General features: G+C 63.7%; 23 protein-coding genes. 11 read left to right on the top strand and 12 right to left on the bottom strand.

What is annotated here, in order from left to right; translation table 11 throughout:
- Positions 1–154: 154 nt before the first annotated feature.
- Positions 155–832: a two-component system response regulator CreB gene (creB, locus tag FBY03_RS14780; protein WP_147173128.1), complete on the top strand. Its 678-nt coding sequence runs from the start codon at positions 155–157 to the stop codon at positions 830–832.
- Entirely contained in the window at positions 832–2,256 is a 1,425-nt protein-coding gene (gene creC, locus FBY03_RS14775) for a two-component system sensor histidine kinase CreC (RefSeq protein WP_147173127.1), read from the top strand. The genes creB and creC overlap by 1 nt, the downstream gene beginning before the upstream one ends.
- Positions 2,257–2,287: 31 nt before the next feature.
- On the opposite strand, the gene arsN2 is transcribed toward creC, so the two are convergent.
- The 5 genes from arsN2 to mgtE all read right to left on the bottom strand — a co-directional run bounded on the left by arsN2 (position 2,288) and on the right by mgtE (position 6,422).
- Positions 2,288–2,737, bottom strand: a complete 450-nt coding sequence (arsN2, locus tag FBY03_RS14770; protein WP_147173126.1) for an arsenic resistance N-acetyltransferase ArsN2 — start codon at positions 2,735–2,737, stop codon at positions 2,288–2,290.
- A 183-nt stretch (positions 2,738–2,920) separates the two neighbouring features.
- Complete coding sequence (locus FBY03_RS14765; protein WP_147173125.1) at positions 2,921–3,676, bottom strand: carbon-nitrogen hydrolase family protein; 756 nt, start codon at positions 3,674–3,676, stop codon at positions 2,921–2,923.
- 99 nt (positions 3,677–3,775) lie between these two features.
- Complete coding sequence (locus FBY03_RS14760; protein WP_147173124.1) at positions 3,776–4,285, bottom strand: DinB family protein; 510 nt, start codon at positions 4,283–4,285, stop codon at positions 3,776–3,778.
- Positions 4,282–4,629, bottom strand: a complete 348-nt coding sequence (locus tag FBY03_RS14755; protein WP_147173123.1) for a DUF2834 domain-containing protein — start codon at positions 4,627–4,629, stop codon at positions 4,282–4,284. Before FBY03_RS14755 ends, FBY03_RS14760 begins: the two co-directional genes overlap by 4 nt.
- 140 nt (positions 4,630–4,769) lie before the next feature.
- Positions 4,770–6,422, bottom strand: a complete 1,653-nt coding sequence (gene mgtE, locus FBY03_RS14750) for a magnesium transporter (RefSeq protein WP_218570784.1) — start codon at positions 6,420–6,422, stop codon at positions 4,770–4,772.
- Positions 6,423–6,678: 256 nt separating this feature from the next.
- Between mgtE and FBY03_RS14745 the strand changes: the two genes are divergently transcribed.
- From FBY03_RS14745 to FBY03_RS14730, 4 genes are all read left to right on the top strand, one after another.
- Entirely contained in the window at positions 6,679–7,113 is a 435-nt protein-coding gene (locus tag FBY03_RS14745; RefSeq protein WP_147173122.1) for a CBS domain-containing protein, read from the top strand.
- A 306-nt stretch (positions 7,114–7,419) separates the two neighbouring features.
- A complete protein-coding gene (locus FBY03_RS23070) occupies positions 7,420–7,701 on the top strand; it encodes a hypothetical protein (protein ID WP_178090664.1) in 282 nt (93 codons plus the stop codon).
- Positions 7,702–7,892: 191 nt separating this feature from the next.
- Positions 7,893–9,260, top strand: a complete 1,368-nt coding sequence (gene creD / locus FBY03_RS14735) for a cell envelope integrity protein CreD (RefSeq protein ID WP_147173121.1) — start codon at positions 7,893–7,895, stop codon at positions 9,258–9,260.
- A 52-nt stretch (positions 9,261–9,312) separates the two neighbouring features.
- Positions 9,313–9,615, top strand: coding sequence for a hypothetical protein (locus tag FBY03_RS14730; RefSeq protein ID WP_147173120.1), 303 nt, complete (start codon positions 9,313–9,315; stop codon positions 9,613–9,615).
- A 132-nt stretch (positions 9,616–9,747) separates the two neighbouring features.
- On the opposite strand, the gene FBY03_RS14725 is transcribed toward FBY03_RS14730, so the two are convergent.
- Together FBY03_RS14725 and FBY03_RS14720 are read right to left on the bottom strand one after the other, a co-directional pair.
- Positions 9,748–10,377: a glutathione S-transferase family protein gene (locus tag FBY03_RS14725; protein WP_147173119.1), complete on the bottom strand. Its 630-nt coding sequence runs from the start codon at positions 10,375–10,377 to the stop codon at positions 9,748–9,750.
- Positions 10,378–10,386: 9 nt separating this feature from the next.
- Positions 10,387–11,343, bottom strand: a complete 957-nt coding sequence (locus FBY03_RS14720) for a lyase (protein ID WP_147173118.1) — start codon at positions 11,341–11,343, stop codon at positions 10,387–10,389.
- A gap of 317 nt (positions 11,344–11,660) precedes the next feature.
- Here FBY03_RS14720 and FBY03_RS14715 point away from each other — a divergent pair, with 317 nt between their 5' ends.
- Both FBY03_RS14715 and FBY03_RS14710 read left to right on the top strand, forming a co-directional pair.
- Positions 11,661–11,927, top strand: a complete 267-nt coding sequence (locus tag FBY03_RS14715; RefSeq protein ID WP_147173117.1) for a DUF4212 domain-containing protein — start codon at positions 11,661–11,663, stop codon at positions 11,925–11,927.
- A 10-nt stretch (positions 11,928–11,937) separates the two neighbouring features.
- The gene (locus FBY03_RS14710) at positions 11,938–13,704 is read left to right on the top strand and encodes a sodium:solute symporter family protein (RefSeq protein WP_147173116.1); all 1,767 of its coding nucleotides are present in this window, start codon (positions 11,938–11,940) and stop codon (positions 13,702–13,704) included.
- Between the two features lie 476 nt (positions 13,705–14,180).
- On the opposite strand, the gene FBY03_RS14705 is transcribed toward FBY03_RS14710, so the two are convergent.
- Both FBY03_RS14705 and FBY03_RS14700 read right to left on the bottom strand, forming a co-directional pair.
- Positions 14,181–14,888 (bottom strand): PolC-type DNA polymerase III, encoded by a 708-nt coding sequence (locus FBY03_RS14705; RefSeq protein WP_147173115.1) that lies wholly within the window; start codon positions 14,886–14,888, stop codon positions 14,181–14,183.
- Complete coding sequence (locus FBY03_RS14700) at positions 14,885–16,816, bottom strand: putative nucleotidyltransferase substrate binding domain-containing protein (protein WP_147173114.1); 1,932 nt, start codon at positions 16,814–16,816, stop codon at positions 14,885–14,887. Before FBY03_RS14700 ends, FBY03_RS14705 begins: the two co-directional genes overlap by 4 nt.
- A gap of 176 nt (positions 16,817–16,992) precedes the next feature.
- Between FBY03_RS14700 and FBY03_RS14695 the strand changes: the two genes are divergently transcribed.
- Positions 16,993–17,742 carry a glutathione S-transferase family protein gene (locus FBY03_RS14695; protein WP_147173113.1) on the top strand — a complete coding sequence of 250 codons (750 nt, stop codon included), beginning with the start codon at positions 16,993–16,995 and terminating at the stop codon, positions 17,740–17,742.
- Positions 17,743–17,812: 70 nt separating this feature from the next.
- Here FBY03_RS14695 and FBY03_RS14690 read toward each other — a convergent pair whose 3' ends face one another.
- Entirely contained in the window at positions 17,813–20,002 is a 2,190-nt protein-coding gene (locus tag FBY03_RS14690; protein WP_147173112.1) for a malate synthase G, read from the bottom strand.
- Between the two features lie 301 nt (positions 20,003–20,303).
- Here FBY03_RS14690 and FBY03_RS14685 point away from each other — a divergent pair, with 301 nt between their 5' ends.
- Together FBY03_RS14685 and FBY03_RS14680 are read left to right on the top strand one after the other, a co-directional pair.
- Entirely contained in the window at positions 20,304–20,762 is a 459-nt protein-coding gene (locus tag FBY03_RS14685) for an N-acetyltransferase (RefSeq protein ID WP_147173111.1), read from the top strand.
- 86 nt (positions 20,763–20,848) lie between these two features.
- Positions 20,849–21,367, top strand: a complete 519-nt coding sequence (locus tag FBY03_RS14680) for a glycine cleavage system protein R (protein ID WP_147173110.1) — start codon at positions 20,849–20,851, stop codon at positions 21,365–21,367.
- A gap of 327 nt (positions 21,368–21,694) precedes the next feature.
- On the opposite strand, the gene rarD is transcribed toward FBY03_RS14680, so the two are convergent.
- The gene (gene rarD / locus FBY03_RS14675; RefSeq protein ID WP_147173109.1) at positions 21,695–22,582 is read right to left on the bottom strand and encodes an EamA family transporter RarD; all 888 of its coding nucleotides are present in this window, start codon (positions 22,580–22,582) and stop codon (positions 21,695–21,697) included.
- 290 nt (positions 22,583–22,872) lie between these two features.
- Positions 22,873–23,847, bottom strand: a complete 975-nt coding sequence (locus FBY03_RS14670; RefSeq protein ID WP_147173108.1) for a serine/threonine protein kinase — start codon at positions 23,845–23,847, stop codon at positions 22,873–22,875.
- Positions 23,848–23,948 lie beyond the last annotated feature (101 nt).

Raw genomic sequence — 23,948 nt, 5'->3', positions numbered from 1 at the left:
ACGCCGCCTCTCGTCATGGTGATGGCAATTCGAGCGGCGAATGGGCGTCTAACCCACCCTGCGGTCTGCATACACCCCCCCTGAACCGACCACCTTGACGCTGCGAACGGCCTGCCGCAGGCTCCTCGGCGAGCCGCTCACCTGCAGGATGCCCATGCCGCACATATTGATCGTCGAAGACGAAGCCGCGATTGCCGACACGCTGATTTACGCCCTGCAGGCCGAGGGATTCAGCACCCATTGGCTGGCGTTGGCGCAAGCCGGCCTGGACTATCTGCAGCTGCAGTCGGTGGATCTGTTGATTCTCGACGTCGGCCTGCCGGATATCAGCGGCTTCGAGGCCTGTAAACGCCTGCGGCGCTTTTCCGAGGTGCCGGTGATCTTCCTCACCGCGCGCGATGGCGAGGTCGACCGGGTGGTGGGCCTGGAGATCGGCGCCGACGACTATGTGGTCAAACCCTTCAGCCCGCGCGAAGTGGCGGCGCGGGTCAAGGCCATCCTCAAGCGTGTAGCGCCGCGCGCCGCCCCGATAACCGGACCGAGTGGGCCCTTCCAGCTGGATGGCGAGCGGGTGCAGATCCACTACCACGGCCAGCTGCTCGGCCTCACCCGCCATGAGTTTCGCCTGCTGCAAACCCTGCTCGCCCAGCCCGAACGGGTGTTCAGCCGCGAGCAACTGCTGGACGGCCTGGGGGTGGCCGCCGATGTCGGTTATGAGCGCAATATCGACAGCCATATCAAGAGCCTGCGCGCCAAGTTGCGCGCGGTGGCCGTCGATGCCGAGCCGATCCAGACCCATCGCGGCCTGGGTTACAGCCTGAGGCTGGTTTAATGCCGCTGGGCGTGCGGATTTTTCTGGTGTATTTCCTCTTCGTCGGCCTGGCCGGCTGGTTCGTGCTGAGCACGGTGATGGACGAGATCCGCCCCGGCGTGCGTCAGTCCACCGAGGAAACCCTGGTGGACACCGCCAACCTGCTGGCGGAAATCCTCCGCGATGACCTCGAGGCCGGCCGCTTGGCACAGAGTCGTCTGCCCGAGCTGCTCAAGGCCTATGGCCAACGCCAGCCGCAGGCCGAGATCTGGGGCGTGCAGAAGACTCAGGTCAACCACCGCATCTACGTCACCGATGCCCAGGGTATCGTCCTGCTCGACTCCAGCGGTGGCGCCGTGGGTCAGGACTACTCGCGCTGGAACGACGTCTACCGCACCCTGCGCGGCGAGTATGGCGCGCGCTCGACCCGCGAGGACCCTGAGGACCCGGACTCCTCGGTGATGTATGTGGCCGCGCCGATCATGCAGGGCCAACGGATCATCGGCGTGGTCGCGGTGGCCAAGCCCAATCGCACCTTGCAGCCCTATATCGAGCGTTCGCAGCGGCGCCTGGCCTGGCTCGGTGGCGGCTTGATCGGCCTCGGCCTGCTGCTCGGCGGCGTGCTGTCCTGGTGGCTGAGTGCCTCGTTGCGGCGCCTGACCCGCTATGCCCAGGCGGTGAGTGCCGGGCAGCGCGCCGAATTGCCGGCCCTCAGTGGCGGCGAGCTGACGCACCTGGCCGAGGCGGTCGAGCGCATGCGCACCGAGCTGGAGGGCAGGGCCTATGTCGAGCGCTACGTGCACAGCCTGACCCATGAGCTGAAGAGTCCGCTGGCGGCCATTCGCGGCGCCGCCGAACTGCTCGGTGGCGCCATGCCGGAAGAGCAGCGGCAGCGTTTCGTCGGCAATATCGAGCAGGAAAGCGCGCGCCTGCAGCAACTCATCGAGCGCCTGTTGCACCTGGCTCAGGTCGAGCAGCGCCAGGGTCTGGAAGAGCGGGTGGCGGTGCCGCTGCAGCCGCTGGTCGAGTCACTGCTGCAGGGGCAAATGGCGCGTATCGAGCGCGCCGGGCTACGGGTCGAGAACCTGATCCCTCAGGCGTTGTCGGTCCGTGGCGAACGCTTTCTGCTGCGTCAGGCGCTGAGCAACCTGCTGGATAACGCCCTCGACTTCACCCCGGCGGACGGGCTGATCCGCTTTGCGGCCAGCGCCACCGGCGAGCAAATCGACGTCCGTGTGTTCAATCAGGGGGCGCCGATTCCCGACTACGCCCTGGCGCGCCTGTGCGAGCGTTTCTACTCGCTGCCGCGCCCGGCCACTGGGCGCAAGAGCACCGGCCTGGGGCTGAATTTCGTGCAGGAGGTCATGGCCTTGCATGGCGGGGCGTTGCAGCTAAGCAATGTCGACGGCGGCGTCGAGGTGCGCCTCAGCCTGCCGCGCGCTTAACGAAGGTAGCCCGGATAGGCCGCCGGCATGCCTAGCCTGCGGGTTGATTCAGACGCTTGAGCATAAACGCAGCCGCCGCCGGGCAAAGCCCGGAAAACTGTTGGGTCGCGGCAATCGCGGCTGGCGCCGCTACGCGTTGGGCGAGGCTGTAGCCGCGTTGGGCAAAGAAGGTCTCGGCCGTTGTTGTCAGTAGGTAGATGGTTTGTACGCCTTGAGCGGCGGCGTACTGTTCGGCATATGCCAGCAACGCGGCGCCCAGCGCCTTGCCTCGCGCGCTGTCGGCAACGGCAAGGGAGCGCAACAGCGCATCCGGGCCATGTATTTCGACACCCACGAGACCAGCAAGGCGGCCGTCAAGCTGACAGCCAAACAGCCGGCGCGCGGTCACCGGGAGCAGAAGATCCTCTGTGGGCAGGTCACAGGCCGCGAGTAGTTGTTGCACCTGGTGGTTGAATTCAACGGCTTGGATTGCGGCTTTCATCTGGGCGAGTACTCGAGTGGCGCCGTAACTGTGGATCACGCGGGTCAGGGGTAGGCGGTCCTGACGCTTGCTGCAGCCGCAGCCTAGGCGGAGTGTGGCTGATGGATAATCGGTATAGCCGTTTTATCGAGCAGCCGCTGCAGGTCTAGTTTGAGCCTCCAGGCATCTCACTGAGTTGAGGCATCAGGTCTCGATCGTCATCAGTTCACCTGTCCAGCCGTGCGGGCCTTGAGTCGCCGTCAGCAGATAACTACCTGGGCCGGGTGCTTCAACCAGCAGCGTCCCCTCGGCTGACCAGATTGCGCTTCGGCCTGCCGACACGTAAGGCCCTGAGGGCCCGGCGTGATTGGCCATCAGCGTGGTCATGCCGTAGCGGGCCGCATAGCGCTGCAGGTTGGCGGAGTCCTGCGGGTAGCCGGCCTGGGACACCAGTACTCCGGCCAGATACAGGGAGGCGCCCGCGTTGGCGGCATCACGGGCGTGCTGTTCGTGGTTGGTGTCGGCGCAAATCGCCAAGCTGAACGACTCGCCCTTCACGCCATGGAGGCTGGCGCCCCGTTCTCCTTGAGTCGCGAAGGCGACTTCGCTGGGGTCTAGGTACTGCTTGCGATACACCGCGCAGCGGCCATCCGGGAAGCAGCTGATGGCGCCTATGTAGGGCATCGGCGAGTCGCTGGGGATGGGCGCGCCGAGCACCACCGTCATGGCGTGGGAGCGGGCGAGTTGGCGAATGGGGGCCAATAGCAGATCGTCAGGCTGCAGCGCGCAACTGCCCAGTTGCGCCAGCTCATAGCCGCTCAGCGACAGTTCGGGAAACACCAGGACATCGACAGCGGCCTCGGCTGCCGCCTGGATAAAGCGGCAATGAATGTCGAGGTTGGCGGTGAGGTCCAGTGGGACGGACAGCGATTGCGCGGCGGCTATACGAATGGATGGCATGTGACTGAAGGTCCGAAAGCTGAGCTGAGTTCAAGGTTAAACGCTGCGCTTATCAGTGCATCCGCTGTCTTTGCGTGAGACCGCAGGTATGGGTTGTGCTCAGGTTGGCTGGCGCCGCTCAGGCTCGACCTCATGCACAAAGCGGCTGTAGATATCCCGCGGAGGCGCCAGCGACAGCTGCGCCATGATCCTGCCTACCGCGCCGCGATGATAACCACCGTGGGTGACTATATGCGCCAGCATTTCCTCGCGGCTCATGCGCCCGTTGTCGCCGTCGACAAAGGTGAAGGCAATGACTTCGCCTAACTGCTCGGCGCTCAAACCGGCGACATAGTCCAGATACCAGCGGTCGGTGTCCTGCACCGCCTGCCGCAGCGCCTCGAGTGTTGGCGTTTCCGCAGTATTGGTGGCCGTGTAGGTGTGCTGCAGGCCCTGCAGGTTGGCGACGAAGATGCGCTCGACCACATGGCTATGGTTGAGGATGCGCAGGGCGGCATGCAGCTCGTCGTGCTGGGCCTGCGGATCGAGCCGTTGCAATTCGCCGAACAACTCCCGGTTGGCCCAGGCGTTGTAGTGCAGCAGGGAGGTCAGTAAGTTGGCCGTGCTCATAAAGTCTCCGTTGTGGTGGCCGAACTAACGGGGGCAGGGCGGTCCTTGCTCAAGGCTCTGAGCACCAGGTAGAGCAATGGGCCGACCGACACGAAGACGACGGTCAGCGCCAGGTACGGCAGCAGGTAGGCCAGCGACTTGTCGCGCGCCTTGGCATCGCTGTACATCCAGACGCAGGCCAGGGTCGCCAGCAGGTAGAGGTCGATCACCACCTGGGCGGTATCCGCGCGGGTCATCAGTTGCAGACCGAACTGCAGCAAGGATTGCTCGGCCTGCAACATGACGTAGAGGGTGTAGCTGGAAAAGCCGACCAGGGCGATCAGCGGGAGTGCGAGCTGTTTCATAGTACCGTCCATGGTTGTGTCGGGGGCAAATGTGCCGCGCGGCGATGTTGTTTGGCAAGCGCGGCAGCCTGTGTTGCAACGCTTGCGCACGGCTACAGCGCTTGGCTGGGCATTGCCCGACTTGGCGCCTCGATCAGGCGTTACAGCAACAACACGCTGGCCAGGCCGAGGAAGGCGAAGAAGCCGACGATATCGGTCACCGTGGTGAGAATAACGCTGCCGGCCAGAGCCGGGTCGATGCCCATGCGGTCGAGAATCAGCGGGATGGCCCAGCCGGCGAGTGCCGCGCAGAGCAGGTTGATCAGAATCGCGCTGCCCAGCACCGCGCCCAGCCCCCAGTTGCCGAACCAGGCCACCGCCAGCAAGGCGATGACCACGGCCCACAACAGGCCATTGAGGATGGAAACCCCCAGCTCGCGGTTGAGCAGGATGCGGATGTTGCCTTTTTGCACCTGGCCCAGGGCCAAGCCCCGGATGACCAGGGTCAGGGTCTGGCTGCCGGCGATGCCGCCCATGCTCGCCACTATGGGCATCAGCACGGCGAGCGCGACCAGTTGTTCCAGGGTGGCCTGGAACAGGCCGATCACCCAGGCGGCGCTGAAGGCGGTGATCAGGTTGATGCCCAGCCATACCGCACGGCGGCGCGAGCTGACCAGCACGGGGGCGAACATGTCGGCTTCATCATCGAGGCCGGCCATCTGCATCAGCGCGCGGTCCGAGTCTTCGCGAATCAGGTCGACCACGTCATCCACGGTGATGCGACCGATCACCCGGTTGTGTTCGTCCAGCACCGGAGCGGAGAGCAGGTCGAGATCCTGGAACAGGCGGGCCACATCGGTGCCCGTGGTGGTGACGGCAATGCCGACGACATCGCTGTCCAGCAGTTCGGCCACGGCGCGGTCGAGATCGGCGGTGACCAGGCTGCTCAGGCGCAGTCCGCCCTGATAGTGGCCCTTACGGTCGACCACCATCAGCATGTCGGTTTGCGCCGGCAGGGTTTCCAGCAGGCGCAAATAGCGCAGTACGGTGCTCACCTTGACGTCGGCGCGGACCTGGATGGCGTCGGCATCCATCAAGCCGCCGGCCGAGTCCTCAGGGTAGGACAACAGCGATTCGAGTTGCTTGCGCTGGCTGGCGCTACTGGCGCGCAACAGCTTGTTGCCCAGGTCTTTGGGCAGGGTCTGAATCAAGTCGACCCGGTCATCGAGTTCGAGGTGTTGGGCCGAGGCGATCAGGTCGTCGAGGTCCAGTTCGAGCGCCAGGGCGATGCGTATTTCATCGTGCAGGTAGGTCAGGATTCGGCCGGCGCGTTCCGTTTCGACCATGCTCCAGACGCTGAGGCGCTCCACCGGCGGCAGCGCCTCGAGCAGGCCGGCGACTTTGGCCGGGTGCATGCGGTGCAGAATCTTCCCCACGCGCTTGAGCTTCTTCAGGCTCAAGGCCTCGCGGATGGCTTCCAGGTGGTTGAGGTTGCTCAGGCTGGACGCCTGGCCAGACTCGGGGCTTGGCTGCTGGGTATCTGTCGAGTCGCCGACCAGCTGGCCGATCAACCTGACGTTCAGGTGCGGCAGGATGCGCCCCTCGAGCGCGGGGTCGATCTGTTGCCACAGCGCCATGCGTGGCTCGGCTTCGAGCAACTCGAGCATGGCGGCGATCTTGGCCGGGTGCATATGGCTCAGCAGTTTGCGCGCACGCTTGTTTTTCCCGGCGCTGATTGCCTGGATGATCTGTTCGCTGTCGGTACGCGAAGGTGCTTCTTCGGTGTTGCGAGCATCGGGGTCGGTCGATTTCATGGCGGCCAGGGTAGCGCAAGAGACAGGATGGGTTACAACAGACTCAGGAGCCGGGCGAGGCTGACACAGGTTGTGCGCATCGACTCAGTTCGTTGTGCTGCTGCCAGCCTGGCGAGTCAGGGGGGCGGCGGTCAAGTGGGCAGCGGCCTGCCAATTGCCCGGTTAGCCAGAAAATCATGCACCCTCGGCTATCCTCAATGATGCTGTAGTGCGACCTGTCCACCTTATTGCCAATCACCAGTGCGGGAGCCATTGCATGAAAACAGTTGCCGAGATTCTCAGATCCAAGCAGCACGCCGCCGTCTACAGTATCAGCCCCACCGCGTCGGTACTCGATGCGATCAGCCTGATGGCCGAGAAGGGGATCGGGGCGCTGGTAGTGCTGGACGGTAACCGCCTGGCGGGAATCGTCAGTGAGCGTGACTATGTGCGCAAGGTGGAGCTGCTGGAGCGCTCGGCCTTCAGCGCCAAGGTCAGCGACATCATGACCGCTGAAGTGATCACCATCGGCCCGCGTGACACCTCCCAGCATTGCCTGCAACTGATGACCGACCGTCATCTGCGCCACCTGCCGGTGTTGGCCGAGGGTGAGTTGATCGGCCTGTTGTCGATCGGCGACCTGGTCAAGGAGACTATCGCCGAGCAGGCCAGTCTGATCCAGCAACTGGAGCAGTACATCCGCGGCGAGTAGCCGGCCTCCCGCGGGGATTGACTGGACGCCGCATCTGCTCGGAGTGCTCGCCAGGCGCCACTCGACCCGCATGCCGCTCTTCGACGATCCCGGGCCGTCATTGCCCGATACGTTCGTGCCAGGCGCCGAGCGCTGCTTGTCGATACCGGGAGCGAGACCGAATAACTGCGCTAAGCGACTAATTTATAAGCACTTTATCAGGTATCGATTTGCTTGATTATCGCTATGCTTGGTGTGCACTTCTGCATCGAATTCATCTGGATAACATGGGCCCCGTACTCACCAATTGCTACCCCGGAGCCCGCCATGAAAAAGCCAATTCTCGCCAGTTTGACCCTCACTAGCCTGGTCCTCGCCAGCCTCTCCGTCAGCGCCTTCGTCCTGCCGCAGGATATAGGCCAGATCGGCAAGAGCGCCCGCTTCGTCACTGAGGGCGGTGCCGAACGTACCGGCGCCAACCGCGTGGCTGAAGGTGGTGCCGAACGCACCGGCGCCAATCGCGTGGCCGAAGGTGGTGCCGAACGTACCGGCGCTAACCGTGTGGCCGAAGGTGGTGCCGAGCGTCTGGAAGCCAGCCGCACCGCCTAACCCCCCTCAACGCCATCGAACAATCGAGCGCAGCCCATGCCTTACTGCACCGCCTGAAGGCGCCCCACCTGGGGCGCCTTTGCCGTTTCAGTGCGCCGGAAATTTCCACAGACTCTCCATCATTCCTCCATCCTGGCGCCATGGCCGCGGCCCAGACTCTCCTCACCTTATCTGCACTGGAGAGTCACCCCATGCACCGAATCCTGGGTTTCAAGTTGGGCGCTATCGCCTTGTTGATTGTGTTGCTGCTGGTTCCCCTGTCGATGATTGGCGGGCTGGTCAGCGAACGGCAGTATCAGCGCGAGGGGGTGTTGCAGGACATTGCCCGTAGCGCCAGTTACCGCCAGCAGATCACCGGGCCGATTCTGGTGATGCCTTACACCAAGGTCTGGCATGAATGGAAAACCCACGACAAGACCGGCGAGCGTTATCAGGAGGAGCGCCAGTCCCGCGGCCGCCTGTACTTCTTGCCGGAGCGCTTCGTGCTCAATGGCAAGGTCGCGACCGAGTTGCGTGCGCGCGGTATTTACCAAGCCTTGCTCTATCGCAGCGATAACCAGGTGAGTGGCGCGTTCAAGTTGCCGGCGCGTCTGGGCTTGGGCGATGACCTGGGCTTTTACCGTTTCCAGGCGCCCTTCCTCTCGGTGGGTATCAGCGATGTGCGCGGCATCAGCAACGACCTGCAGTTGCGCCTGAATGGCACGACCCTGAGCTTCGCGCCGGGCTCGGGCGATGAGCGTTTCGGCAGCGGCGTGCATGCGCCGCTGCCGGTGCTGGATAGCCAGGGCAGCCAGGGCAGCCAGGTGCTGGAGTTCGCCTTCGACCTCAAGTTGCAGGGCACCGAGCAGCTCAGCGTCACCCCGGTGGGCCGCGACAGCCGCGTCGAGCTGAGTTCCGACTGGCCGCACCCCAGCTTCGTCGGCGAATACCTGCCGAGCCAGCGTGAGGTCAGCGCGCAAGGCTTCAAGGCGCACTGGCAGACCAGCTTCTTCGCCACCAACCTGGAGCAGGCGCTGCAGGACTGCGTGCGCAAGGCCAGTTGCCAGGGGCTGACGGCGCGGAATTTCGGGGTGAGCTTCGTCGATCCGGTCGATCAGTATCTGAAGACCGAGCGGGCGATCAAATATGCGCTGCTGTTTATCGGTCTGACCTTCGCGGTGTTCTTCCTCTTCGAGGTGCTCAAGCGCCTGGCGGTGCACCCGGTGCAGTACGCCCTGGTGGGGATGTCATTGGCGCTGTTCTACCTGCTGCTACTGTCGCTGTCCGAGCACCTGGGCTTTGCCACGGCCTATACCATCTCGGCGTTCGCCAGCGTGTCGCTGATCGGCTTCTACGTCAGCCATGTGTTGCGCAGCGGGCTGCGCGGCAGCGCCTTCGGGGGCTTATTGGCGGCGCTCTACGGCTTGTTGTTCGGACTGCTCAGCGCCGAGGATTACGCCCTGCTGATGGGCTCGCTGCTGGTCTTCGGCGTGCTCGGCAGTGTGATGGTGCTGACCCGCAAACTCGACTGGTACGGCGTCGGCAAGCCCGCGGCGATGCCAGCCAACGACAGCCAGTGAGTCCACCCATGAGAGCAGCGGGCATGGCCCACCCGCTCTGGAGCATAAGACGATGCGAGTACTTCTACAGTTTGGCGCCTGTTTCGCCTTGGGCCTGGTGGTCGCCGTGTTGGCCCTGATTGCCCTGATGTTTTTCGGCCTGTTCGGCGTGATCGACGGTCTGCTGCTCAGTGGCGAACCCTTGGCGCGGCTCGGCCTGGTCCTGCTGCCGGAGCCCTTCTGGGTCGCGCTGAGCGGCCTGACGGACGCTGCGCAGAGCCCCGCGTTGCGCTCCTTCCTGTCGCTGTGCGCCGGTCTGGGACAATGCGCGTTGCTGTTGGCGCTGGGCTTCTTCCGCCTGTGGTATAGGCGATGAGCGGGCATCTCGGGCTGCGCGAGGACGCACGGGTCGGTGCGCGGCTGGCGCTGCGGATTGCCCGGCTGTTTCCGCGCCAGCGTGAGCAAAGCCAGTCCGCTCACTCTCCTGCCGCTGGCCTGAGTGCCGCGCTTAACCCGGCGGCTGGGTGCTGAGCATCGACGGCCGCTGGCTGACCTCGGCATACCAGCCGGCCAGTTGCGGGTAGCGCTGGCGCCAGCCCAGGTCGGCCTGGCGCAAATCCAGGTAGCCGAGGGCGCAAGCCAGGCCGATGGCGGCGATATCGAAGTGGCAACTCAGCTCGGCGATGGCCTGCTCCTCGAACTGCTGCAGGCTGCGCTCGATCTTCTCCCGCTGGGCGTGCTGCCACTCGGGCCAGCGCTTGTCCTCGGGGCGTAGCGCCGACTCGTAGCGCATCGATACGGCGGCATCGAGAATCGCATCGGCCAACGCGGCCAGGGTCAGGCGTCGCCAGCGTGGGCTATCGCTGGCGGGGATCAGCGGTTCACCGACGTGCTGCTGGTCGAGATAGTCGAGAATCACCCGGCTGTCGAACAACACATTGCCGTCGGCCAGACGCAGGGCCGGGATTTTGCCGGCAGGATTCTGCGCGTTCAGCTCGGCGCTCGGGTTGACGGGCGTCAGCTGCACCTCCTTGAGGGCGACGCGGTCGAGCTGGCCGGTCTCATGCAACAGCACCCGGACCTTGCGGGCGAAGGGCGACATGGGCGAGTGGAACAGGGTCATGCTGGCGCTGGACATAGTGCCTCCTCAGTAACGAATGACCACCAGCCTATCAGTCCCCGACTCGGCGCCCCAGAGCTCGCCGCTACGGCCGAGGATTTGTCGCACATTGGCATTGGCCCGGTCGCTGGGAAAGCGCTCGAAGCGTTCGCGCTCGGGGTCGAAACGCAGGATGGCGTTGCTCGTGAAATCCGACAGCCAGACCCGATCCTGTTGGTCGACATACACCGCATAAGGGCGTGGCCGCTCACCGGGTAGCGGCCAGCTTTGCCAGCGTTGTGTGGCGGGCTGGTAGCGGCTGAGCTGACCGCTGTTCCATTCGCTGACCCAGAGGTTGCCCTGCGAGTCGCTCCAGATGCGCCGTGCGCCCTGGTCCGCGGTGGGTGGCTGGACCACCGTGGCGGCGCCGCTGCTGGGTTCGATCCGGGCGATGTGGCTGGCGGCCAGCGAGGCGTACCAGACGGTGCCGTCCGGGGTCACGGCGATGCCATAGGGGCCGCGTCCGAGCGGCGCCGACCAGGTCTCGACCACCTGCGTGGCGGGGTCGAGGCGGCCGTAGATGCCGTTCTGCCCGGTAAACCACAGCCGGCCCTGATGATCGAACACCGCGGTATTCAGGTTGGCGTTGGCGGCATGGGCGGGCAGTGGGAAGCGGGTGACCTCGAGACCTTCGGCGCTCACCCGGACCAGGGCGTTGAGGCCGCTGTCGGTGACCCAGGCCGCGCCTTGCGAATCGACTATCACGCCATGCGGCGCCGAACCGCTACCCAGCGGTACCTGTTCGGTCTGGCCAGTCTGTGGGTCGAGGCGGCCCAGTACACCCTGACGCTGGGCGGTGTACCACACCCGGCCGTCGCTGGCCGGGGCCACGTCATGCGGGCCAGAGCCGGGCGGCAGTGGGTAGTACTGCACCTGAGCGGCCAGGGCAGACAGCCCCGTGAGGCTGAGCAGCAGGGTTAGACAGAGGGCGAGGGGATGGCTCATGAGCGGTCTCCGCAGCCCGGGCCGCGTGCAGGTGACGGATGACTGACCCGGATATTCAGCATAGTCCGCCAGCCGCGCGAGGTCGGCGGCGCCGCCGATTCCCCGGTTGAACGATGGGCGCGCATTCGACCTTGGTCGGGGGCGGCCTGCACGGCTACTGTCCCAGGACTCGGCTGGAGGCCACTGTTTATGCGGGGTGAGGGCAATTCAGGGGGCCGTCGATGGCGCCGCACTCGACCAAAGTCTCACTAGTAGTTGCCCGTGGGGCTGCTAAGTTTCAATGGTCAAAACTACAAAAACAATGAGGAGTCCCTCACATGTCCGCTTCCAAGCAAGAGGCTGCGAAAGCCTACTGGAAAGATAACCTGCGACTGATGTTGATCCTGCTGACCATCTGGTTCGCGGTGTCATTCGGCGCCGGAATTCTGTTCGTCGAGCAGCTCAATCATATCCAGTTCTTCGGGTTCCCCCTGGGTTTCTGGTTTGCCCAGCAGGGGTCAATCTATGTGTTTGTCCTAATGATTTTCTTCTACGTGTGGAAGATGAATCAGTACGACCGCAAACACGACGTCCACGAAGAATAAGGCGGCGAACATGGATACCCAAACTCTGATCTACCTGTTCGTCGGCGCGACTTTTGCGCTGTATATCGGCATCGCCATCTGGACCCGTGCGGGTTCCACCAGTGAATACTACGTCGCCAGCAAGGGCGTACACCCGATCCTCAACGGTATGGCCACCGGCGCCGACTGGATGTCGGCGGCGTCGTTCATCTCCATGGCGGGGATCATCTCCTTCGTCGGCCTCGACGGTAGCGTCTACCTGATGGGCTGGACCGGTGGTTACGTGCTCCTGGCCATGTGCCTGGCGCCCTACCTGCGCAAGTTCGGCAAGTTCACTGTGCCGGACTTCATCGGCGAGCGTTACTACTCGCAGACTGCGCGTCTGGTGGCGGTGATCTGCGTGATCTTCATCTCCTTCACCTACGTGGCCGGGCAGATGCGCGGCGTCGGTATCGTCTTCTCGCGTTACCTGGAAGTGGACATCAACGTTGGTGTGATCATCGGCATGTGCATCGTGTTCTTCTACTCCGTTCTCGGCGGCATGAAGGGCATCACCTACACCCAGGTGGCGCAGTACTGCGTGATGATCTTCGCCTACATGGTGCCGGCGATTTACATCTCGATGATGATCACCGGTAACCCGATCCCGCAGCTGGGCTTCGGCAGCGAAGTTATCGGTACCGGTCAGTCGGTGCTCGAGCGACTCAACGGCCTGAGCACTGAGCTGGGCTTCGCCACCTACACCGATGGCAGCAAGTCGACTATCGACGTGTTCTTCATCACCATGGCGTTGATGGTCGGTACTGCCGGTCTGCCCCACGTGATCGTACGCTTCTTCACCACCCCCACCGTGCGTGCGGCGCGTTTGTCCGCCGGTTATGCCCTGCTGTTTATCGCCATTCTCTACACCACCGCGCCGGCCATCGCCGCCTTTGCCCGTACCAACCTGCTGACCAGCATTCCTGGCATCAGCTACAGCGAGGCGCCGCAGTGGGTGAGCAACTGGGAGAAATCCGGTCTGATCGCCTGGCTGGACAAGAACGGCGACGGCAAGATCCAGTACGGCCCAGGTGCTCCGTTTGTTGGTGCGCCTACCTTCGCCGCCGAGCGTGGGGCCAATGGCGAGCGCATGGTGACCAACGCACCGACTGAAGCGGCCACCGAGCTGTATGTGGATCGCGACATCATGGTGCTGGCCAACCCGGAAATCGCCGGTCTGCCGGGCTGGGTGATCGCCTTGATCGCCGCGGGTGGTCTGGCGGCTGCACTGTCGACCGCAGCGGGCTTGCTGCTGGTGATCTCCACCTCGATCTCGCATGACCTGCTGAAGAGCAACCTGATGCCGAACATCAGCGAGAAGAAGGAGCTGCTCGCCGCACGTCTGGCAGCAGGTGTGGCGGTACTGGTTGCTGGCTTGTTCGGTATCTACCCGCCGGCCTTTGTGGCGCAGGTGGTCGCCTTCGCCTTCGGTCTGGCTGCGGCCTCGTTCTTCCCAGCCATCGTCATGGGGATTTTCTCCAAGAAGATGAACAAGGAAGGCGCGATTGCCGGCATGGCGGTCGGTCTGGCCTTCACCTTCAGCTATATCGTCTACTACAAGTTCATCTTCCCGACTGCCGGGCCTGCTGACTGGTGGTTCGGTATCTCCCCTGAGGGCATCGGTACCCTGGGCATGATCTTCAACTTCGTGGTGGCGATTGCAGTGGCGCAAGTCACCGCTTCACCGCCGGAGCACATCCAGCACATCATCGAAGACATCCGCATTCCCCGTGGTGCAGGTGCCGCCATCGATCACTAAGCGCTAAACACTGCTACGCGAATACCAACGCCCCGGAAACGGGGCGTTGTCGTTTCTGCTCTGGCCTGTTGTCGGAGTCGACGGCTGCGCAGTGTTCGCGCGCTTGGGGCACGACCAGACCTGCCTGTTGTGCTGCGGGCCGGTGCAAAAGGGCAGCAGGGTCGGTATCGCCAGCGCGGCGCTGGCCGTCTAGCGAGTGAGCTCAAGCACGCGTGCGAGTAGCTTCGGTCTGTACGAAAAATAGCCAGCACGAGCAAGGCCCCGCGGGCTATGGGCTGCGTCACTCAGGGCACAGCTTATCCACAACTCGGCGCACCGTTACTGTGTTTAAGTCGGTGGTTAATTTATTGATCGGGCTCAAAAAATAACCAGCCGGCGGCAGGCGTTGCGGGGCTTGGGCCGGGTTACTGTCTGGACAGCTTATCCACAGCGTCATCCACCGACTTTGTGGGTAAGGTGCGTGCGCCGCGAACCACTTAGAGCGAGTGTGCTTGCTGCCGTCTGCGCCAGCCGGCCAGGCGCTGCTCCAGGGCCGACAGGCTGTCGAGCTGTTGCTGGCGTGCGCGGCTGAACAGGATCAGCGCCAGTTCGGCGGTGACCAGGGCGTCGGCGCTGGCGTGGTGGCGTTGCTGCACCTGCAGGCCGAAGTAGTCGGTCCAGTCGTCCAGGCCACCCTGTTGGATATTGGCCTGCGGGCAGAGCAGCGGCGCCAGTTCGGCGGCGTCGAAGAAGGGATGGCGCAGGCGATAGCCGAGGGTCTGCTTCAGCGCCCGGCCGAGCATGCGCTGATCGAAACCGGCATGAAAGGCCAGCAGTGGGCTGGCGCCGAGAAACTCCATGAAGCCCAGCAGCGCCTCGGCCGGGGCAATGCCGGCGGCGATGGCGCTGGGGGCCAGGCCGTGGATCAGCACGCTGGCGCTGACCTGGTGGTCGTGGCGGTGCAGGGTGCATTCGAACTGCTGGCCGAGGTCGATGGCGCCCTGCTCGATGACCACGGCGCCAATCGACAGGACCTGATCGCGGCGCATATCCAGGCCGCTGGTTTCCAGATCTATCACCACCAGGCGCTGTTGGCTTAACGGGCTGTCGTCGAGCGCAGCGGCCGCGGACAGGAGCTCGCAGCGCTGGCGCTGCTGCTCGGTCAGTTGCGGGGTGCGGCCGGTTAACCAACTTAATGCGTTCATAGTTGGTAGCGTAACGCCAGGCTGCTTTGCAGGCGCTGGGCCTGACGGAAGGCCTCGCGCAGGATGCGCCGGTCCAGGTGATTGAGGCGGTCGGGATCGAGGCGGTTGGAGTAGGGCCGTTCCTGCCGCGCTTGCAGCTGATGCTGCTGCATGCGGGTTTGCTGGATGAAGTGATAGGCCTCCTCGTAGGCGGCGCCATCGAGCGCCTCGATCACGCCTTTTTCGATCAGTGCGCGCAGCCGCTCCAGGGTATTGCAGGTCTCGATACCGTGGGCCAGAGCGAGCAACCGGGCGCCGTCGACGAAGGGTGTCAGGCCCTGCACCTTGAGGTCCAGGGTGTGTTTCTCGGCGCCTGTACGGGCGACCACGAAGTCGCGCAAGCGCCCGACCGGTGGACGCTGGCGCAGGGCGTTTTCGGCCATCATGCGTTGGAACAGGCTGTTGCCGACGATCTGCTTGAACAGTGCCTGGCGCACTTGTTCGCAGCCTTGGGAGTCACCCCAGACCACGCGCAAGTCGAAGTAGATGCTCGAGGCCAGCAGGTTTTCCGGTGTCGCTTCGCGGATGAAACTGGTGAAGCGTCGCGTCCATTCCTGGCGCGACAGGCACAGCTCGGGATTGCCGGCCATGATGTTGCCCTTGCACAGGGTGAAGTCGCACTGCGCCAGGCGTTGGTTGATCTCTACGGCCACGGGTAGCAGGCGCCGACGCATGTCTGCGGCTTCAGTTGCGTCCTTGGCCTCGAACAGGATGCCGTTGTCCTGGTCGGTGTGCAGGGTCTGTTCGCGGCGCCCCTCGCTGCCGAAGCACAGCCAGGTGAAGGGCACGCCGGGATCGCCGAGGTCCTCCAGGGTCAGTTCGATGACCCGGCACACGGTGTGGTCGTTGAGCAGGGTGATGATATGGGTGATCTGGGTCGAGCTGGCGCCGTGAGCGAGCATGCGGTCGACCAGTTGACGGATGTCGCTGCGCAGCGCCGCCAGGGTGTCGACTGTTCCGGCGTGGCGAATGGTGCGCGCCAGATGCACCAGGTCGATGCGTTGCAAGGAGAACAGGTCGCGCTCGGAAACCACGCCACACAGGCGTTCGTGTTCAACCAGGCAGACATGGGCGATATGCCGCTCGGTCATGGCGATCGCCGCATCGAAGGCGCTGGCATCCGGTGGCAAGTGGAACGGCCCAGGCGTCATCAGGCTGTCGATTGGCTGATCCAATGAGCTGCCATCGGCGACTACCCGGCGCAGGTCGCGCAGGGTAAAGATCCCCATGGGCCGGTGCGCCGGGTCGACGATGACGATGCTGCCGACATGCTGCTCGTGCATCAATTTGACCGCCTCGCGCAACGCGGTGGCGGGTGCACAGCTGACTGGTTGGCGCATGGCCAACTCGCCCAGACGGGTGTCCAGCGAGTACTGCGCGCCGAGGGTTTCCACGGCGTTCAGTTGTACCCGTTGATTGACCTGGTCGAGCAGGCTGCTGACTCCGCGCAGGGCGAAGTCGCGCAACGGGTTGGAGTGGGCGAACAGCTTGATGAAGGCCGGCTTGCTCAGCAGCAGGCAGAAGGTGTCTTCGGCGGCCAGGTGCTCGGTGCGGGTGGCACGCTCGCCGATCAGTGCGGCCAGTGGGAAGCACTCGCCGCTGGTTATTTCAAAGGTGGTTTCGCTGCCGCGCTTGGCCGAGTGTGGTCGCTCACCATGCACCCGGCCCTGCTTGACAATGTAGAAGTGCTCGATCGGGCCATCGTCGGGCTTGATGATGCTCTCGCCTGCGGCGTAGAAGCGCAGCTGGCAGTGCTCCACCAGGTAGGCCAGGTGGGCGCTGTCCATCTGATTGAACGGCGGGAATTTTTGCAGAAACTCCATGGTGCCGTGGATGTTCTGCAGCACCGCCGTCTTGCCGGCCTGGGCGAAGGCGTCCGCTTTGCTCATGTGCGTCTCGACGATTCACGTAGGGCTATGGTCGGCCGCATGCGGGCCGCTGCACATTGGACGTAAGTCTAGTCAGGCCTGGCGAAAAGCCGTAGAGCGCTGGCGTGAACCCTCTGTACAAGGCCGCGCGGCGGGTTAACACTGCAGGCAGTCAACTCACGAGTAAGGGCAAGTACATGCCTCAACCGCTGCTGATCATCGGTTCCTACCTATCACCCTATGTGCGCAAGGCCTTGGTGATGCTGGAGCTGAAAGGTGTCGCTTATCGGATCGATCCGATCGTGCCGTTTTACGGCAATGATCAGTTCGCCCAGCTGAGCCCGTTGCGTCAGGTACCGGTGTTGCTCGACGGCGAGCTGGTACTCAACGACTCCTCGGTGATCTGCCAATACCTGGAGGAGCGCTATCCCGAGCCGCGCCTGTATCCCCAGGCGATCGCCGCGCGCGCCCGGGCCCGTTGGCTGGAGGAGTACGCCGACAGCCGGATGGGCCAGGTAGTCATCTGGCAGCTGTTCAATCAACTGGTGATCGGCCGCGCAGTGTGGGCGCGCGAGCCGGATCAGGCGCTGCTGGAGAAGACCTATCAGCATGATCTGCCGGAGATTTTCGATTACCTGGAAGCTCAGCTGCCGGTGTCGGGGGCTGTGCTCGGCGAGCTGTCGATCGCCGACATCGCCATCGCCAGTTTCATGCGCAATGCTCAGTTCGCCCGCTATCAACTCGATGCGACGCGCTGGCCGAAGCTGGCGGCCTTTGTCGAGGCAACCCTGGGCTTGCCGGGATTCGCCAAACTGGGTGTGTTCGAACGGGTTGCCGCACGCACGCCTATCGCTCAGCAATGCCAGGCGCTGCGTGAGGCCGGCGCGCCAATCAGCGATCTCAGCTACGGCCGTGCCGAGCCGGTGCGTGGGCCGATGAGCCACTGAGCCCAGCGCGTCCTCCTGGCATAAAAAAAACCGCCCCGGAGGGCGGTTCGTTCATTGCAGCAGAGCGGAATTACAAGCCGTTCTTGGCCTTGCTCTTTGCCTTGAACTCGCGGCGGCGGCGGTGCAGCACCGGCTCGGTGTAGCCGTTCGGCTGCTTGGCGCCTTCGACTACCAATTCCAGGGCGGCCTGGAAGGCGATGTTGCTGTCGAAGTCCGGCGCCATCGGGCGGTATTGCGGGTCGCTGGCGTTCTGCCGGTCGACCACCGGGGCCATGCGCTTGAGGCTGGCAACGATCTGCTCTTCGCTGGCGATGCCATGGCGCAGCCAGTTGGCCAGCAGCTGGCTGGAGATGCGCAGGGTGGCGCGGTCTTCCATCAGGCCGACATCGTTGATGTCCGGTACCTTGGAGCAACCGACGCCGTGGTCGATCCAGCGCACCACGTAGCCGAGGATGCCCTGGGCGTTGTTGTCCAGTTCGTTCTGGATTTCCTCGGCGCTCCAGTTGGTATCGGCGGCCAGCGGAATGCTCAGGATGGCGTCCAGCGAGGCCGGAGTGCGCTTGGCCAGCTCGGCCTGACGGGCGAACACGTCGACCTGGTGGTAGTGCAGGGCGTGCAGGGTGGCCGCGGTTGGCGACGGTACCCAGGCGGTGTTGGCACCGGACTGCGGGTGGGCGATTTTCTGCTCGAGCATCGCCGCCATCAGGTCCGGCATGGCCCACATGCCCTTGCCGATCTGCGCGCGGCCCTGCAGGCCGGTGGCCAGGCCGACGTCGACGTTATTGTTCTCGTAGGCGGCGATCCACTGCTCAGCTTTCATGGCCGCTTTGCGCACCATGGCGCCGGCTTCCATGGAGGTGTGGATTTCGTCGCCGGTGCGGTCGAGGAAGCCGGTGTTGATGAACACCACGCGCTCGCTGGCGGCCTTGATGCAGGCTTTCAGGTTGACGGTGGTGCGCCGCTCCTCGTCCATGATGCCGACTTTCAGGGTGTTGCGCGGCAGGCCGAGGACGTCTTCGACGCGGCCGAACAGTTCGTTGGTGAACGCCGCTTCTTCCGGACCGTGCATCTTCGGCTTGACGATGTACACCGAGCCGGTGCGGGTGTTGTGGCGGCTGGTGTTGCCGTTGAGGTTGTGGATGGCGATCAGGCTGGTCAGCAGACCGTCCATGATGCCTTCCGGTACCTCGAAGCCGTCCTGGTCGACGATGGCGTCGATGGTCATCAGGTGACCGACGTTGCGCACGAACAGCAGGGAACGACCATGCAGGGTCAGTTCGCCGCCGTCGGTCTGGGTGTAGACCCGGTCCGGGTTCATGGTGCGGGTGAAGGTGCTGCCACCCTTGCTCACGGTTTCGGCCAGGTCGCCCTTCATCAGGCCCAGCCAGTTGCGATAGACCACGACTTTGTCATCGGCATCGACCGCGGCAACCGAATCTTCGCAGTCCATGATGGTGGTCAGCGCGGCTTCCATCAGCACGTCTTTGACCCCGGCGGCATCGGTGCTGCCGATCGGGCTGCTGGCGTCGATCTGGATTTCGAAATGCAAGTCGTTTTGCTTGAGCAGCACGGCGATCGGCGCATGGGTGTCGCCCTGGAAACCGATCAGCTGGGCATCGTCCTGCAGGCCGCTGTTGCTGCCGCCTTTGAGACTGACCACCAGCTTGCCGCCTTCGATGCGATAGCCGGTGGAGTCGACGTGGGAGCCGACCGCCAGCGGTGCCGCCTGGTCGAGGAAGGCGCGGGCGAAGGCAATCACCTTGTCGCCACGGACCTTGTTGTAGCCCTTGCCTTTCTCGGCGCCGCCTTCTTCGCTGATCACGTCGGTGCCGTACAGGGCGTCGTACAGCGAACCCCAACGCGCGTTGGAGGCGTTCAGGGCGAAGCGTGCGTTCATCACCGGTACGACCAGCTGCGGGCCGGCCAGGCGGGCGATTTCTTCGTCGACGTTGGCGGTGGTCGCCTGGAAGTCGACCGGTTCCGGCAACAGGTAGCCGATCTCCTGGAGGAAGGCTTTATAGGCGGCCGCATCGTGGGCCTGACCGGCGCGAGCCTGGTGCCAGCCATCGATCAGTGCCTGAATCGCGTCGCGCTTGGCGAGCAGGGCACGGTTTTTCGGAGCCAGCTCGTTGATCACGGCTTCGGCGCCGGACCAGAATTTTTCGGCAGCTATGCCGGTGCCGGGGATGGCTTCGTTGTTCACGAAGTCGAACAGCACTTTGGCGACCTGTAGGCCACCGACTTGAACGCGTTCAGTCATCACTTGCCTCATTCTGCTCAGCTTACTCAATAGCCGCTTCGGACCCGGGGTGCGTCTTGTAGTCCGAGCCGCGGCATACTACATCAAGATCCTATGAAAATCAGCGGGCGCGCGTCGCTATGCGACCAGAAGGCGCTTTGCAGTCATGAGAAGGGCGAATTGTCAGAAAAATATGTGTTTATTGTTTCATAAAAATATCAAAATCGTACACAACTAATTGTGCGGACTGACTGGGCGGTGCTTTCGCAGGGGAGGCCGCCTGCTGGCTATACTCGAGCGACGTCTTCCCGAGAGTTCACCCATGCCTATTCACATGGCCGTGCTGGCCGATCTACATGACCTGGTCCCGCTGTACGGCGACTATCTGCAGTTCTATCAGACGGGCAAACCGCTGCCAGCGATCCAGGCTTTTCTGGCTGCGCGTCTGAGCCTGGGCGACTCGACGCTATTTATCGCGCGTGATGAGCAGGGGACTGCGCTGGGCTTCGTTCAGCTCTACCCGCTGTTCGCATCCTTGGAGTTACAGCCGGCCTGGTTGTTGAGCGACCTCTATGTCAGCCAACAAGCACGCCGCCAGGGCATTGGCGAGGCGTTGATGCATGCCGCCCGTGCCCACGCCGAAGCACAGGGCGCCTGCGGTTTGCAGTTGGAGACGGCAAAGAGCAATCTGGCAGGACAGGCCCTGTACGAGCGCTTGGGGTATGTGCGCGATGAGCTGTTCTATACCTATTGGCTAGGCTTGCCTCGGCAAGGCGACTGAGTCCGTAGGCGCAGGCCGGACACGGATTGCGCGAACAAGGCACGGGCTACCGCAACGTCATTCCTGAGAACAACGAGAGGCGTGCTATGGATCATCTGGTATTAACGGTTATCTCCGAGGATCAGCCTGGGCTGGTCGAGCGGGTCGCCCAATGCGTGGCGGACCACCATGGCAACTGGCTGGAGAGTCGCATGTCGCGGATGGCCGGGCAGTTCGCCGGGATTCTGCGGGTTGCGGTGCCGGCCACGGCCCACGCCGAGTTGGTCACCGCGCTGGAGGGCCTGAGCGCCCACGGCATCCGCGTGCTGTTGGCGGAAAGTGGCGCCGAGCCGTCCTGCAACTGGAAGCCGATCCATCTCGACCTGGTGGGCAACGACCGTCCGGGTATCGTCCGCGATATCACCAGACTGCTCGCCGAATATGGGATCAACCTGGAAAATCTAGCCACCGAAGTGATGCCGGCGCCCATGAGCAACGAGCTGCTGTTCCACGCCGAGGCCCTGCTCGCGGTGCCCTTGGCGCTGTCGTTGGAGGTGTTACAGGCCAAGCTGGAGACCCTCGCCGACGACCTGATGGTCGAACTCAATCTGCGTACCGAGAGTTAACCGAGTGTTTTTCAACGACTGGCTAACTGCGGCCTGTCATAGGGGGCAGGCATAGGGGGCAGGTAGATATCCACGGCTCAAGTGCGTATCGCTGTGGATAACCTGGGGGCCTTCGGCGCACGCGCTAGTGCGCCGGGGTTCTGCCTGAGTTGATTAAAAAACCAGCATTTTCAGCAGCTTGTGCACAAAGTCCGGGGATGCTTCTGTGGCTAAGGTTGGGATACTTGGCTGTGCGCCTCATCGGGCCCGCGATTGCGGGCGGTTGCGCGTTTTTTGTGCAGTCCTGCGCATGCTCGCGATGTCATTCCCGCGCCGCAACCTAAGGCCTCAAGCCCGGCGGCGTAGCGTCAGCCAGGCATCCACGCTGTAAATCGCCAGACCTGCCCAGATACAGATAAAGGCCAGCAGCTTGCTGGGGTCGAAGTGCTCGCCGAAGACGAACACCGCGAGCAGCAGCACCAGCGTCGGCGCGATGTATTGCAGGAAGCCCAGGGTGATGTAGGGCAGGTGGCGTGCGGCCGCGTTGAAGCACACCAGCGGCACCAGGGTGATCGGCCCGGCGGCGATCAGCCAGAGCGCCTCGGTGGTCGACCAGAATGCGGGTTGGCTGCTGATCGCGGTCGGGTTCAGCAGTAACCAGCCGATCGCCAGCGGTAGCAGCAACCAGGTTTCCACCACCAGGCCCGGCAGTGCGGCGACCGGTGCCTGCTTACGGATCAGCCCGTAGAAACCGAAGGTCAGGGCCAGTATCAGGGATACCCAGGGAATGCTGCCGACCTGCCAGACCTGTTGTGCCACGCCCAGGGCGGCCAGGCCGACGGCCAGCCATTGCAGGCGACGCAGGCGTTCGCCGAGCAAGAGCATGCCAAGCAATACATTGACCAGCGGATTGATGTAGTAACCCAGGCTGGCTTCGAGCATGCGTTCGTTATTCACCGCCCAGACGTAGACCAGCCAGTTGCTGGCGATCAGCACGCCGCTGAACGTCAGCACGGCGAAGCGTCGCGGGTGGTCGCGCAGCTCGCGCAGCCAGCCGGGGTGTTTCCATACCAGCAGCAGTGCGGCGCCGAACAGCGCCGCCCAGAGCGCGCGATGGGCAACGATCTCCAGCGCCGGAACGTCCTGAATGACCTTGAAGTAGAGGGGAAACAGGCCCCAGATGATATAGGCGGCGAGGCCGAGAATGTACCCGCGTTGCGGGTTAGCGGTGGCCATGGGGTTCCTTGCTTAGGCGGCTAACTAAAGCCTCGGATTCTAGTCGCGGCGCTCGGCTCTTGTCTGTGGGTTCAGGTTTTTTCTGCAAGGGAAAAAGCTGATTTGCGTAAGGCAGGCGTTACAGCCGTAGGTCTTATGTTCATGCGCAAGGTCTGCGACATCCTAGGGTGGATGAAGATGGCGTCATCCACCCTCCCGGCTCTACAGCCGTAGCTCGGATGCAATCCAGGAAGCGCAATCCTCGGATTGCATCCGGGCTACGGGACGGTGCTCTTGCTTACCGCTGCGCCTCAGAACAGTTTCAGCGGCTCTTCATCCAGCGCCGCCAGCTGCTCGCGCAGCATCAGCACCTGATCGCCCCAGTAACGCTCGCTGCCGAACCAGGGAAAGCTGTGGGGGAATGCCGGATCATCCCAGCGTCGCGCCAGCCAGGCGCTGTAGTGCATCAGGCGCAGGGAGCGCAGGCCTTCGATCAGCGGTAGTTCGCGGGAGTTGAAATCGTGGAACTCCTGGTAGCCGTCCATCAATTCGGACAACTGGCCGAGGCGCTCATGGCGTTCACCGGCCAACATCATCCACAGGTCCTGCACGGCCGGGCCCATGCGGCAGTCGTCGAGGTCGACCATGTGGAAGGTCTCATCGCGGCACAGCAGGTTGCCGGGGTGGCAGTCACCGTGCAGGCGGATCGCTTGCACCGGGTTGTCGGCGAATAGCGCGTCGAGGCGCTTGAGCAGGTCGCGGGCCACCGACTCGTAGGCCGGCAGCAGGCTGCGCGGAATGAAGTTGCCCTCGAGCAGGGTGGCCAGCGAGGCATGACCGTAGTTGTCGACCCGCAGGCTTTCGCGGTGGGCGAAGGGCTTGGTCGCGCCGACGGCATGCAGGCGACCGAGCAACTGGCCGAGGCGATAGAGCTGATCCAGGTTGCCCGGCTCCGGCGCGCGGCCACCGCGCCGTGGGAACAGGGTGAAACGGAAGCCGGCGTGTTCGAACAGGGTCTCGCCGTCGAGTTGCAGCGGCGCCACCACCGGCACGTCACACTCGGACAGTTCGAAGGTGAAGCTGTGCTCCTCGCGAATCGCCGCATCGCTCCAGCGCTGCGGGCGGTAGAACTTGGCGATCAGCGGCGTCTCGTCTTCGATGCCCACCTGATAGACCCGATTTTCGTAGCTGTTCAGCGCCAGTATGCGGGCATCGCTGAGGTAGCCCAGGCTCTCCACGGCATCCAGTACCAGATCAGGGGTGAGGTCGGCAAAGGGATGGGACATGGGAGGCTCCGGTAAGTGGGCCGCAAGTGTAACGCCTAGGAGCCTGTCGAACTTGACTGTCCGTAGCGAGGGAAAGTCCGGTTGAGTCAGGGTTGCCGATC

The organism is Pseudomonas sp. SJZ079 (assembly GCF_007993865.1).
Classification (GTDB): Bacteria; Pseudomonadota; Gammaproteobacteria; order Pseudomonadales; family Pseudomonadaceae; genus Aquipseudomonas.
This window is presented reverse-complemented; position numbering and strand designations above follow the sequence as displayed.